The organism is Streptomyces flavofungini (genome assembly GCF_014650815.1).
Classification (GTDB): domain Bacteria; phylum Actinomycetota; class Actinomycetes; order Streptomycetales; family Streptomycetaceae; genus Streptomyces; species Streptomyces flavofungini.
Genome location: NZ_BMVR01000012.1, coordinates 1 through 11,625 on the forward strand (window position 1 = coordinate 1; position 11,625 = coordinate 11,625).

14 protein-coding genes and 2 pseudogenes are annotated in these 11,625 nt (G+C 62.7%); 8 read left to right on the forward strand and 8 right to left on the reverse strand.

Going from position 1 to position 11,625, the window contains the following annotated elements:
- The 6 genes and pseudogenes from IE274_RS27940 to IE274_RS40435 form a co-directional block, all read right to left on the reverse strand.
- Positions 1 to 182, reverse strand: a pseudogene (locus IE274_RS27940) (IS701 family transposase); the annotation flags it as partial.
- A gap of 151 nt (positions 183 to 333) precedes the next feature.
- A complete protein-coding gene (locus tag IE274_RS27945; protein ID WP_190118679.1) occupies positions 334 to 1,077 on the reverse strand; it encodes a class I SAM-dependent methyltransferase in 744 nt (247 codons plus the stop codon).
- A 55-nt stretch (positions 1,078 to 1,132) separates the two neighbouring features.
- Entirely contained in the window at positions 1,133 to 2,206 is a 1,074-nt protein-coding gene (locus IE274_RS40430; RefSeq protein WP_190118680.1) for a Rieske 2Fe-2S domain-containing protein, read from the reverse strand.
- Between the two features lie 38 nt (positions 2,207 to 2,244).
- Positions 2,245 to 2,955 carry a bifunctional 2-polyprenyl-6-hydroxyphenol methylase/3-demethylubiquinol 3-O-methyltransferase UbiG gene (gene ubiG, locus IE274_RS27955; RefSeq protein ID WP_190118681.1) on the reverse strand — a complete coding sequence of 237 codons (711 nt, stop codon included), beginning with the start codon at positions 2,953 to 2,955 and terminating at the stop codon, positions 2,245 to 2,247.
- Between the two features lie 64 nt (positions 2,956 to 3,019).
- Positions 3,020 to 3,751 (reverse strand): hypothetical protein, encoded by a 732-nt coding sequence (locus IE274_RS27960; protein ID WP_190118682.1) that lies wholly within the window; start codon positions 3,749 to 3,751, stop codon positions 3,020 to 3,022.
- Positions 3,752 to 3,807: 56 nt separating this feature from the next.
- The gene (locus tag IE274_RS40435; RefSeq protein WP_372447118.1) at positions 3,808 to 4,404 is read right to left on the reverse strand and encodes a GNAT family N-acetyltransferase; all 597 of its coding nucleotides are present in this window, start codon (positions 4,402 to 4,404) and stop codon (positions 3,808 to 3,810) included.
- A gap of 178 nt (positions 4,405 to 4,582) precedes the next feature.
- On the opposite strand from IE274_RS40435, the pseudogene IE274_RS27970 reads away from it, so the two are divergent.
- Positions 4,583 to 5,362: pseudogene (locus IE274_RS27970) on the forward strand (transposase family protein).
- A 36-nt stretch (positions 5,363 to 5,398) separates the two neighbouring features.
- Here IE274_RS27970 and IE274_RS27975 read toward each other — a convergent pair.
- A complete protein-coding gene (locus IE274_RS27975) occupies positions 5,399 to 5,923 on the reverse strand; it encodes a GNAT family N-acetyltransferase (protein WP_190118684.1) in 525 nt (174 codons plus the stop codon).
- Complete coding sequence (locus tag IE274_RS27980; RefSeq protein ID WP_229909853.1) at positions 5,914 to 7,164, reverse strand: NsdA family TPR-like regulatory protein; 1,251 nt, start codon at positions 7,162 to 7,164, stop codon at positions 5,914 to 5,916. The genes IE274_RS27975 and IE274_RS27980 overlap by 10 nt, the downstream gene beginning before the upstream one ends.
- A gap of 320 nt (positions 7,165 to 7,484) precedes the next feature.
- Between IE274_RS27980 and IE274_RS27985 the strand changes: the two genes are divergently transcribed.
- The 7 genes from IE274_RS27985 (at position 7,485) to IE274_RS28015 (ending at position 11,532) form a co-directional block, all read left to right on the forward strand.
- Positions 7,485 to 8,126: a hypothetical protein gene (locus IE274_RS27985; protein WP_190118685.1), complete on the forward strand. Its 642-nt coding sequence runs from the start codon at positions 7,485 to 7,487 to the stop codon at positions 8,124 to 8,126.
- A gap of 12 nt (positions 8,127 to 8,138) precedes the next feature.
- The gene (locus tag IE274_RS27990; RefSeq protein WP_190118686.1) at positions 8,139 to 8,486 is read left to right on the forward strand and encodes a hypothetical protein; all 348 of its coding nucleotides are present in this window, start codon (positions 8,139 to 8,141) and stop codon (positions 8,484 to 8,486) included.
- Positions 8,470 to 8,859, forward strand: coding sequence for a hypothetical protein (locus IE274_RS27995; protein ID WP_190118687.1), 390 nt, complete (start codon positions 8,470 to 8,472; stop codon positions 8,857 to 8,859). The genes IE274_RS27990 and IE274_RS27995 overlap by 17 nt, the downstream gene beginning before the upstream one ends.
- Positions 8,860 to 9,053: 194 nt before the next feature.
- Positions 9,054 to 9,914, forward strand: a complete 861-nt coding sequence (locus IE274_RS28000; RefSeq protein WP_190118688.1) for a zinc-dependent metalloprotease — start codon at positions 9,054 to 9,056, stop codon at positions 9,912 to 9,914.
- Positions 9,915 to 10,128: 214 nt separating this feature from the next.
- On the forward strand, positions 10,129 to 11,034 hold the full coding sequence (locus IE274_RS28005; RefSeq protein ID WP_190118689.1) for an endonuclease/exonuclease/phosphatase family protein: 906 nt from the start codon (positions 10,129 to 10,131) through the stop codon (positions 11,032 to 11,034).
- 151 nt (positions 11,035 to 11,185) lie between these two features.
- A complete protein-coding gene (locus IE274_RS28010; protein WP_190118690.1) occupies positions 11,186 to 11,317 on the forward strand; it encodes an FxLD family lanthipeptide in 132 nt (43 codons plus the stop codon).
- Between the two features lie 35 nt (positions 11,318 to 11,352).
- On the forward strand, positions 11,353 to 11,532 hold the full coding sequence (locus tag IE274_RS28015; RefSeq protein ID WP_190118691.1) for an FxLD family lanthipeptide: 180 nt from the start codon (positions 11,353 to 11,355) through the stop codon (positions 11,530 to 11,532).
- Positions 11,533 to 11,625: the final 93 nt, after the last annotated feature.

An 11,625-nucleotide genomic window follows, 5' to 3' on the forward strand; every position in this document is an offset into this window, starting at 1 on the left:
TCACCGGCCCACTCCGCGATCGTCCAGCAGTTCTTGCGCGGCAGGTCGGCCAGCAAACCACGGACGAACTTGCCGACCCGGCACCGGGGTTCAGAGCGGACGAACCGCCCGGCTATCCGCCCCATCAGCCCCTCGAAGTGCTCGTCCCAACCGGCAGGGCCAACGCTGTGACCTGCGGCCACCGTCTGATCTTCTGTCTTCACACACCGATGATCACCGGTGGCCGCACCCGTCTCCGCACCGCCCAGCCCTCAAGATCCACAACTACGGCTGGAGTATTAACCGCCGATAGCGGATCCGAACTGGTGCGTCACGCGCTCGCGCGAGGGCGCGTCATTCGAGCCCATTGGAAGCCTGCGCTTCTACCAGCCATACCGGCAATTGCGACCGGCCTTGACTGAATTCGTTCTCGCGCCCACCTATCCCTGACACATCGACACCATGCGCTTTCGCAAATCCTGCCAGGACTTCCCAACTTGTTGTCTCGTATACGCCAGGTGAAATATTTTTTACAACCCATCCAGCCGATGAAAGGGTTTCTTGGATGCTTTCTCGACTGATTCGATAGGGCCCCATGGTTCCCTCAGGGGATTCATCTGAATGGCAAGCCAGAAACAATCGTGCGGACGGACCACAAACACGCCGCAAGGAAGTTACGTAAACTCTGCGCTCACCCTCCGTGAGTCCATGGTATAGAGCACTGTCAATTACCGTTGCGTATGGCCCTGCGAGGTCGAGTGATGTGGCATCTGCGATTTGAAAAGAGACAGTGCCGGCAAGGCCGGCAGTGCTTGCTCGGTGTTTGGCTGCTTCAATGGCGGTCGCCGAATAGTCAAAACCAACTACTTCATGGCCTTGCTGCGCGAGATAGACCGCATGGATACCCGATCCACAGCCAGCATCGAGTACCGGCCCAACTATTCGGTCGTTTTCCTGCCACTCGACAACGAACTTTTGCGGACCGCCGATATCCCACGGTGGCAGTGGCGCACCAGCTCCCGCTGGGGTGTTCCCACGGTAGAGAACATCATAGTCCTCGCATGAGAGTTCAATTCGATTTCCGGGGTAAATTATCATCGACTCCTACATTCTCAGGGAAGGCAGGGCAAATAGGGTTTCTCCGGGAATTAAGTTAGTCTATCTGAGGGCCTACGCCCTCTTCACTGCTCCCGCCTGGGTAGAATTGACTGGCCCAGTGTCGAAAACCTCCTATAGGACCGTCTCCTTTAGCGATCCTCGGAGGGGTGGTATAGCGTTTCCCATCCCAGATTACTGCGTCCCGCCGAACGTCCCTCATGACAAAGCGGCGGTGTACCGGAGCGAAACTATGAATGAGGGCCTTGATAACAGGCGCTGGCAGGTGTTTTGCTAGTCCGCGGGATGGAGCTAGCAAGGCGCTTGTGCTAACCGAGAGGTGTACACGCCAAGGTTCCACTGGGCTCGGATAGACCAATGCCGTCAATTTCAGTCCGATACGAGGCTCAGAAATGACCACGTGAAAAACGCCCATTCCGTAAAGCGTAGTCTTAATCTCGAACGTGGCATGCCCAAGTAGCGGAACGAATCGCGCCACCTCCATCGTTATAGAGTATCTATGTTGCTCCATGACGGGAGGACTGATAAACACGGCCTCGGGTAACCTGTGGAGAGCCCGAATGTGACCGATATCGACACTATTCTCACAGATTTCCTGAGGATGGGATCGCACGGCCATTACGGGTGCCCATTTAAGAGGTGTGCTCATCGCGGGCAACAGCGGCGGGATTCTCCACGGTGGCAATTCAGCTCCGCTGCCCACCCAGACGAATATGCCCCCGTTGACTTCATCGCTCTGCAAGGAAGTCAACCTACCTTGCACTATGTCCCCACTATAACCGGGCCCACTGCGTGAAACATCGCCGTCGAGATTGAAAGAGAATTGATGAAAGGGGCAAACGATATTCTCGCCGTCAACCCAACCACCGCACCCTAGATGGGCACCGAGATGCGGGCAATAAGGACGTATAACTTTTGCGATACCGCTATCCGTGCGATAGATGACGAGATCTTCTCGCATTAATTGCCGAGTTGCCACGGCACCGGGCGGAACCGCTGATGACGGAGCAAGCAGATACCACCCATTTGGGTAGGGAAGAGGAGCACGCTTACTGTTTTTTACTGCCTCTACTGCATTCGCGCCGAGAAAACCAGGCTCCTTTGATTCCATGGTCTGTTCCTAATGATTGGATTGTGCAGATTTGAGAATCAACGGCGTGCTGCGCCCATGAAGATAGTTGAAAGCGTTCGGGTAGTGCTCATTCTGAGACTCCCGTCCTTGTTTCTATTTCTCACAGAAATCCCTGCGGGTCTGCCAAGCGGGGTGAATCCTGAGCTGCCTAGATAAGCCAGCATCTCAGCCGGCGTGATGAAGTCGTGCCAGACATGGGCACCTTTAGGGATGACGCCCAGGATGCGCTCAGCCAGCCAGATCATGATCAATTGCGAGCGAAATGTTCGATTTATAGTATCGTACAAGAATATTCCACCCGGCGTGAGTACTCTGTGAATCTCCTGAACGGCTTGGGCGGGGTTCTGCACGTGCTCCAGGACGTCCAGGCATGTGATGACGTCGAATGAAGCATCGGGGTAGGGCAGGGCATCAGAACTACCGGTCGTGTACTCGATCCCTCTCCCGGTCTCCTCGGCATGCTTCCTCGCAGAGGCGATCAGTCTTTCAGACACATCGAGACCGTATACGCGGCAGCCGCGTGAGTGGAGGAACTCGGTCGTATAGCCGCCACCACACCCAACATCCAGTACCCGTTTATCCGCCCAGCCTCGTTCAATAAATCTGTCGAAATACTCAAAACGACACCTATTGAAAGAGCGTAATGGTTTCAGCTCTGACTCATCATCCCACCACGAATCAGCGTAGTCGGCGAAGAAATATTCGCTTTCTGGATTTCTTACCACCATAAGTGAATTCCTAAGCTTCTAGGCGGCGGTACGGCTCGCAGTTCTCGTTCGGTCTAGAGTGTCCTCATGCGCTTAGCTCTCTGATGAGGTCTTGCTTGGCGAGCTGCAGGCACTCTGCTGGGAACATGGCATAGCGCTGCAGGGCAAGTCTGCCGGCCTCTACCAAGGGGACCAAAGTATCGTCCTCGCTTTCCAGTATTTTTTGTAGTTGTCGCTGATTGAAGGCTGTATGCCCCTGATCCAGCTCTACGTGTTCAGCTATAAAGGAGTATCCGCCCTCCTTGAAAGTCTGCTGATAGCGAGCCAATAGACTAGGACCGAGTACCACAGAAATACGTTCGATCTCGTACTCAATTGCGACCTGGCAGTAGGGATGCTTCCCGCCGATCGTCTCTTCATGCAGTTCGACATACTTGCGAGCTGAATAAAGTGGAGAGCTGGCGATGAGTTGCTCTGCATTCAATGGTTCTTTGGCATCCTGGTTCCACAGATTGACCAGAGTACGTGCGTCCGCTGCCAAGAGTTTTTCATGCCCATATTCTGCATGGGAGTGCGCTTGCAGGTTGCGTCCGAGGTCGTGAAGTCCCATGGCCTTCGTTCGCCGCCCGGCCCTTTCAATCCAGCTTGCCACTTGCTCAGTCATCCGTACGCCATGCGCAGCCCATCGGATACTCCACAGGTGGAAGAGGTTTACTGGACAGTCACTATCCACGATGTACTTCATAACGCCATTTGAAGATAAAGATATTCGGGTATCTTCCAGTGCAGCCTCATAGCGCTCCATGGCTTCGTCCATATCCGCACCATTCCAATCTTCCAGGTAGTCTACAAGGGGGGTTACCCGAGAGTATTTTATCTAATTCTGCCAACTACAATGGAAACCTCATCGTCATATCGAGGCAGGGTGAATGTCTTATGTACTCCACGCTCCCAGCCGAAACGAAGTGCTATTTTGTCCTGATTTTCACGAGTCCCCATTACCCCCCACATTAACTGCCTTCCTAATTCGCGGCCAAGTGCTGCCGCTGTACTGCCGAGAAAATACCCAAGTCCGCGATTTTGCCATTCTCGAGCAATCAACATCCGGCCAATCTCGTAGACGTCTCTTTCATCACACGAATACCTCTCGAGGATCAAGGCGGCGGATTCTTGGCTCACAGCTCGGACCTGACTGACGTCAGATATTTCGTCAAGCGGCGCGAAACGAACGCACCCGACGATTTGGTCTGTCTGGTCTCGGAGAATGAGGTGCCAGGACGCAAGGTCAATTGGGTCGAAATCCACGAACCCTTCAGGTTCTCGGAAATCTGGCCTTCTGCCCTCCGCCCACAGAATTCTCCCACGAAAAGATCGCAGATCGGATATCCAAGACGCGGTAGCAGAGATGGACGGAGATCTTACATCCAAGCGAGGAATCAGGAATTCCGTGGGCGTAGCGCTAGAGATCATGCACAGGTCCTTTCTCTGGCGATATAGTCACAGAAAAGCACGGCCTGCCACGTACCGGAAGACCCCGACGGGTGTCTCGGGTGTGCCTCTGTTCTCCCGTGCACTGAAGCTACTCGCCGGATCTACATCGTTTACTAAAGCGTGTTGCACAAGGCCGTGAACTGGGCATTTCCCAGGTATGGCCGGGGTGTTGAGGGCTGAACGGGTGTGGGTGGAGACGTTTACCGGGCTGCGGGTGACACAGTTTGCGCGGCTGCTGAAGGTAGTGCGGGAGCGGGGGCGGCAACGGCACGATGCTGGGCCGCCCGTGGAGCCTGCCGCTGGCCGAGCTGGTGCTGGTGGTGGCGGTCTACTACCGCACGAACTTGACGATGCGGCAGCTGGGACCGCTGTTCGGCGTCTCGTCGTCCACGGTGTGCCGGGTGATCCAAAGGCTGGGGCCGCTGCTCGCGCTTGAGCCCGTCTCCCGCCCGGTGGATGCCCCCGAGCGACTGTGGATCGTGGACGGCACGTTGCTCCCGGTCCCCGACCGGGTCGTCGGGGCGTCGGGGCGTCCAGCCGCAACTACCGGTTCTCGGCGAATGTGCAGGTCATCGTGGATGCGGACACCCGGATGGTGATCGCGGCAGCCCGTCCAGTGCCGGGCACCACCGCGGACGCACACGCCTGGCGCGCATCCGGGCTGAGTCGGCACTGCGCGGATGTGACCGTGCTCGGCGACGGCGCCTACCTCAACTGCGGGATGGTGGTGCCGCACCGCAAACGCCCCGGACGGGCTCTCCTCAAGGGCGAGGAGGACGACAACGCCGAGCATCGCAAGGTCCGCGCCCGGGTGGAACATGTCATCGGCCGGATGAAGAACTACAAGATCCTCCGCGACTGCCGACAGCGCGGCGACGGCCTCCATCACGCGGTCCAGGCCGTCGCCCGCATGCACAACCTCGCCCTCGCCCCATGACCAGACCATGCCCCCAACCGGTCTTGACCTGCCAGTTCAGAGCCTTGTGCAACACGCTTTAGTGGGCTTCACCATGACGGCGTAGAGCGGGGAGTCGTCAGAGGGCTTGGCCTCGTCCTGCTTCTCATAGCCCCACCTCTCGTACAGGGACTGCACCTTGGGGTGCGCGGAGTCGACGAGGAGCGTCACGAAATCGACGTCGACCGACTGGACCAGCGCGTCATGGATCTGCTGTGCCCGCCCCGTGCCTTGCCACTTGGGCACCACCATCAGCTCAGACAGGGCGAAGATCCGCCCGCGCACGCCTCTAGGTCGGTCAGACCCTTTCCACCAGCCGCCCGGTTTAAAAGCCGAGCCGTACCCGTACCCGACCGGGTCGCCGTCCTCCCACCCCGAGACGCACAGCCAGTCCTCACGCCCGGACCACAGGTCGACGAAGTACGAGAACCGTTCGCGCGAGTGGAACGGGTCAGCATCGTTCTCGTACACCTCGTCGTGGATGTCCAGGAGCAGCGAGCAGACGTCGCGTGCGTCGGAGTGGGTATAGTGCTTCAGATACATCGGCGGGACTCCCCGATCCAGCTCACGACCTCGGGTGCTCTGGTGCCCGTGGCCTTGATGACTTGGCGTGTTCTCGCGAGCGTGTTCGTCGTACGCTGTGACCCGGACGACGGCAGAAGCATCCCGTGAGCGCGTGTCCCGGTGGTGCAGGCCAGTTCCAGCTCCCCTTGATTCGCCTGGGACAGCGACAGGTGCGCCGTATAGAGGGCCTTGTTGCGAACCATGCCGTCCGGGATGGCGGCGAGGGTGCGGTGAAGGCAGAACTCGGCCCGCTCGTGCTTCCCAAGTGCCGTCCACACGTACGACCCCAGAGCATCGAATTCGGCCCGGCTGTAGAACGCGATCCACTCCGACGAGTGCTCGCCTCGGACCCTGCTGAATGCCTTCTCCGCGAGATCGAGGGCCCGCAACGACTCCGTGGTCTCATGCAGTCTGGCCAGGGCGTTGGCGTGCCGCATGTGCCCCAGCGACGCGTACAGCGGGTCACGTCGGGAGACCGACGAGCGTTTCATCACCTCAGCGCCGGCCGCTGCTTCGGCGTGGTTCTCCCGCTGGCTGGAGGTGAGCATCAGGTGATCCCACACCCGGTACATGGTCTCGCTGTCGCGGGCGAGACCGGCGAGGGTGAGGGCCTTGTCGAGGTGGGCTCGTGCACGATGTGGGGCGCTCGCGTCGATCGCAGCGAAGGCCGCCAGACACGTGGCATGGGACGCAAGCCGGTACATCTGACGCTGAATGCGGTCGGAGGCACCGCCACCGGCTAGCGAGGACTGAATGCGCGCAGCGAGCTCGCCGGCATTGTTCTCGACTTCCCGCACACCGCCGAGCCGCGCGTCATCGCGCAGCAGATTGGCGTACTGCTGGTGGAACCGGTCGGCATCAGACTGTCCCAACCGTGAACGCCGTCGCGGGGCGGCAGAGACGACGGCGGTGCCGGTTGCTGCAACAAGGAATGTACGACGCTGCACTGGGTCCTCCGCTTGAGCCTGGCGCAGCCTGCGCGCTCGGGGGATGAATCCAAGCTCGGTGGCCGGACGGCCCAATACCCGCTCCAGTCCGATGCGCTGTCTGTGCTGCGGCCACGCGGTCTCGCCACGCAGGTAGCGACGGATGTCCCGATCGGTGAGGCTCCCCTCCTTGCCGGTGAGGTGCTGAGTCTCCACGTTCATACGGCGCGCTAACTCAGCCTGACTGAGGCCGACTTCCGCCATCGCGGCGGCGAGCTCGCGATTCTCACCCACCTCCGCAAGGTATCCGTGAGGCCAGCCGGGGCGACACCTTGCAGGTAAAAATCACCGGGGTCACGCCATGGGTTCCAGCTTCTTTCCCCTGTGTGCTCCCCCGCTGCTCGCAGTGAACTGGCCACATGCCAAAGGCACCGCGCCGAGACGGAGTGCTCCACGGGGCTATCCCGCGTGTACGACACCAGCGGCCCGCGTCGACGACCGTGACGATCTTTGACCACCTTGACCACGTACAGCCCCTTGCCCCCATACCCGTCACGGGTGGCGAGGCGGTTCGCTCTTGTATGCCAGCTACTCGACGAGCGGGAGCACTCCACATGAACTCCTCCCCAGGATGCAACATCACGGGAAATACGGTGCAGAGCCTGCTGACGCCGCCGGGAGGTGGCGTCACGACCGCGGCATTGCCCCAACGAGTCGTCGATGCGACCCGCGAGGTCCCGCCTGCTGGCGAAGCCGCCTTCACTGCGCGCACTGAGAACATCAGCCGCGAGGACGTCGCGTCTGACATGGGCGGCCTCGCCACCCGCGTCCGGAACCTGATGGACCTCCAGGGCAATCGACCGTCGTGCCTCCCGCTGGGCGGGAACCTGTTCGACGTCTTGATCACTGCGAGTGGAGCTGCCGCCCGAGCCGTCGTCGGGCTCATGGATGAGGTGCAGATCGACGGCTGCGGGCCGGTGATCGAGGACCCGGTGCGGTCGTGGCTGTACTGGCTCGTGCCGCCTGGCTCCAGCACGCGGTGGGCACCTCATCGGTACGGCATCTGCCTGGGGCAGCCCCATCGCATCGGCCTGCCATCGCTCGGCCAAGCAGAGCCGCCCGGTGCGTACTGGTTGCGGCCATTCAAGAGCGACCGGCTCGTTCCCCCGGCGCCACTGCGGGACTTGCTCGACTCCTTCGGGCCCTCACCGGTGCCGCACGAGGTACTCCTCGCCGCCGAGCTGAGAGCATCGTGAGGCGAGCGTGTCGTGACCAGATCCCCCAGGACACCGCTCCTGGCCGACCGCGTGAACGTCGCCTCGATCGAGCAGACGATCACCGAGGCGACCCGGCCCGGGGTGGCGATGCCGCCGCGAGCCACCGTCCTCATGCACATCGTCGCGCTCACCGTCGACGTGAAGACGCTGCTGCGTGAGGTCTCGCGAGGACACCCCGCGTATCAGCGTGCCCAAGGACTCGTCCTGCCCCGAGCTCGGCCGGGTGAGCAGACGAATCACTACGAGCTGTGGCAGTACTCCCTCACCCTCGCCCGCGCCGCCCAAGACCTGCTCGATGCGGCCCAGCAGGAAGCAGCCCTCCATGACTCCCAGCATTGAACAGCCCATGTCGGTCCAGGCCGAGGACGCCATCGACCTGGCCACCACCTACGTCGCGGTGGAACTCGCGCTCACCACGCCCGCGCCGCCACGGGACGACATCCTGTTCAGCGGAGGCGACTCCAGGCCCAGCGTGGCGGACCAGACGAAAGCGCTCCTTGCCGGGCTGCCGCCACTGCTGACCGCCTGCCAGGACACCGTCGAGGCGTGGGAGCCCAAGCCGAAGCAGATGGTGCTCCGGATGATCCAGGACAGCCACGCTCTCATCGAGCGACGGCCCTTCGCCCCGAACGCCGAGCAGGCCCACGCCTACCTCCAGCTTCTGGCCCGGGACACGCGGGTTGTCACGGCCCTCGTCTACAGAGGCCGCTGAGCCGACGCAAGCGCAGCCTCGTCGGGGTGGGGCTGCCCGTCGTGACTGGCGCCGCGTTCCTCGCCGCCGCTCTCGGGAGCCTCTTCCACCGGCGCGGTACCACCCGTCCCTGTTTGTCCCCATCGTCGCGGCCACGGTCTTGGTACCGCCGATCGCGATCCACACCGATCCCCGCCAGCGAAGGACATCTCCACGTGACCATCTGCCGTATCCGCCAGGAGACCGACCTGCATCCGGAACTCACCGAGCAGATCGGGCCTATCGCCGAGAAGGTCGCTCCGGCCCTGGAGGAGGTGACCGGGCTTCGACTCGGCCACATCCTGGTCCGCATCGTTGATCACGAAGCGTTCATCGAGAGCGCGATTGAAGAGCGGCGTCGCGTATTCGCCCGCGATGCGCAGGATTTCGACTTGTCCATCGAGGCTACGCGCGCGCTCTACGACCGTCTGGAGACGGAGGAGTCGGAGTTGCGCCTGTCCTGGATGGGAGGCCCCGCCGCCACTGTTACGAACGCTGCCTACGAACCGGAGGTCCTCCTCGTCCCCGAGGCCTTCCACCATGGCGGTCACGGCACCGAGGTGATCACCAAGGCGCTCGCGCACGAGTTCGCGCACGTCGCGCAGCACCGGGCGAGCGAGGGTCAGGTGGTCATCGCCTACAACACGGGCCGCCCCGATCTGCGCGGCTTCAGTGACTTTGCGGTGGGCCACCTGTTGCACGGGCATGCCGAGTGGGCCGACCGGCAGGTCACCCGGATGTTGCTCGGCTGCGAAGTCGAGCTGGGGCAGCCCACCGGCCGGGAGACGCCCCAATACCTGGCCATGGCAAAGGCGTTCGTCGAGCGCACGCAGGACCCTCAGACCGCGCCCGCGCATCCTGCGGCCCCGGCCGAGGCCTACGAGGAGGGCCTGCGCTGGGTCACGGTGATCATCGACAGTCTGGGGCTCGAAAGCTTCAACCGCGTCTGGCGCCATACCCGGCTGGGGCCGACCCGCCGGGAGATCAAGGAGCCCGACGTGTGGGTGCGTCGCCTGGCCCGGGACATCCGGCTCTGAGCCGGCACCAGCACATGCTGTGGCCACACACCTGGGGCCTGCCCTGGCTTGGCCGGGACGCCCACGCTCGCACGCGGGAAGTCCCCCAAGCCGCCCCCGAGGGGAGGCGGCGCCGAGACCCCCGCGCCCCGGCCGCGCTCTGTGGGGGAGCAAGCGGCCGGCCTATCCCACCCCACGCCGCAGGTGACCTACTCACTCTGGAACGAAGGACTCCATGGACGTCAGCACCATCACCGTCGTCGTCTGGAACATCGAGGCAGACGGCGGCCGGAACGGCGAACGTCGCGATGTGGCGTTCGACGTCCTGGCTGAACTCAACCCGGACGTCGTGCTGCAGCAGGAAGCGAAGCACAGCCGGGAACGCGGCGGGCGGCTCCTGCACGCGGCTGAGAAGCGTCTGGGGCTGCGCGGGTTCTTGGCCGCACCCAACCCGGCCGTCGACGCCGACATCTCGACCGCCGTGTACCTGCGGCCCGGCATGTTCCACGTCGCCGAGCAAAAGCCCCGCGCGAAACCCTGGTGGCTGCACCCCTGCCACGTGCGGGCACACCTCGGCGACTGCCCCGTACCGCTCAACCTCGTGTCGTTTCACATGTGCTCCTTCGACGCCGATCAGCGGCTCACGGAAGCCGGGTGGATGACCACACTCGCCGGGCCCGGCATGGTCACCATCGCGGCCGGAGACACCAACAGCTACCCACGGCGCTGCGAGCCGATCGCGCTGCCCACCTGGGATCACGTCACCGACCGAGCGCACATGGTGCAGCGCACGTACGTGGACACCGAGGGCATCCGCCGCACCGACACCCGACCCGACGGCGTCCTCAACGACGCCGGGTACGTGGATCTCGCGCGACACGGCGCCGATCACATCGACGGAGTCGGTGCGGCCGCGCTCGCCGCCACGGCCGGGTTCGACAAGCCCCACCAGGGCGGCCCTCAGCGCATCGACCGCAGGTACGCGGTAGGCGGTGCCGCCGCTGCCCTCGAACACGTCGAGGTCATCGACAACGCGGACGTCCGTGCGGCTTCTGACCACGCGCTGGTGGCCTTCCGCTTTCACCGTACGCGCCTGGAGCGAGTGCTCGCCCAGGCCATGTCCGTGCCGTGTGCGGCCTGAGGAGACGGCCCGCCCGCTGTCGGCGGCGGGCAGGTGCACCACCCAGCGGCCAGGACAACGGCGTTCCCCTTTCATGCCGCACGCCGCTCCACAGCCGCTGTTCCACCGTGGTTCGAGCTGAGCCGCACACCCAATGAGGAGGAGCCAGCACATGGACTTTGACGAGTTCGACCTCGACATCAGCGTCCTGGAGTCCGGCGACGGGGAAGCGACGCTGATCAACCTCACCGACGACGGCTGCGGCAGCACGTGCTCCAGCCCGTGCGCGACCAACGTGGCCTGAGCGTTTTCCCGCACACGACGAGCAGAGAGAGCCGCATGAACGCCTCCACTATCAAGCAGCAGCCACCGCCCTCGATCGCCACGGCGGGTGGCGACGAATTCGACCTCGACATCAGCGTCCTGGAGTCCGGCGACGGGTCCGCCTCGCTGATCAACCTGACGGATGACGGGTGCAAGCCCACCTGCAAGGGGTCCTGCGCCACCAACGTGGCCTGACCACACGCACGGCCGATGTGTCAGCCCGCGCGCTCCAGCTCCGCGCGGGCTGACACCCCGGCACTTCACGGAACAGGGAAGGCGCATGGATTC

Excerpts from the sequence above, each read along its gene's own strand:
- IE274_RS28015 (WP_190118691.1), top strand. The coding sequence starts at position 11,353 with ATGAACGCCTCCACTATCAAGCAGCAGCCACCGCCCTCGATCGCCACG.
- IE274_RS40430 (WP_190118680.1), bottom strand. The coding sequence starts at position 2,206 with ATGGAATCAAAGGAGCCTGGTTTTCTCGGCGCGAATGCAGTAGAGGCA.
- IE274_RS40435 (WP_372447118.1), bottom strand. The coding sequence starts at position 4,404 with ATGATCTCTAGCGCTACGCCCACGGAATTCCTGATTCCTCGCTTGGAT.
- IE274_RS27995 (WP_190118687.1), top strand. The coding sequence starts at position 8,470 with ATGACTCCCAGCATTGAACAGCCCATGTCGGTCCAGGCCGAGGACGCC.
- IE274_RS27985 (WP_190118685.1), top strand. The coding sequence starts at position 7,485 with ATGAACTCCTCCCCAGGATGCAACATCACGGGAAATACGGTGCAGAGC.
- IE274_RS27975 (WP_190118684.1), bottom strand. The coding sequence starts at position 5,923 with ATGTATCTGAAGCACTATACCCACTCCGACGCACGCGACGTCTGCTCG.
- IE274_RS28010 (WP_190118690.1), top strand. The coding sequence starts at position 11,186 with ATGGACTTTGACGAGTTCGACCTCGACATCAGCGTCCTGGAGTCCGGC.
- IE274_RS28005 (WP_190118689.1), top strand. The coding sequence starts at position 10,129 with ATGGACGTCAGCACCATCACCGTCGTCGTCTGGAACATCGAGGCAGAC.
- IE274_RS27945 (WP_190118679.1), bottom strand. The coding sequence starts at position 1,077 with ATGATAATTTACCCCGGAAATCGAATTGAACTCTCATGCGAGGACTAT.
- IE274_RS27960 (WP_190118682.1), bottom strand. The coding sequence starts at position 3,751 with ATGGACGAAGCCATGGAGCGCTATGAGGCTGCACTGGAAGATACCCGA.
- ubiG (WP_190118681.1), bottom strand. The coding sequence starts at position 2,955 with ATGGTGGTAAGAAATCCAGAAAGCGAATATTTCTTCGCCGACTACGCT.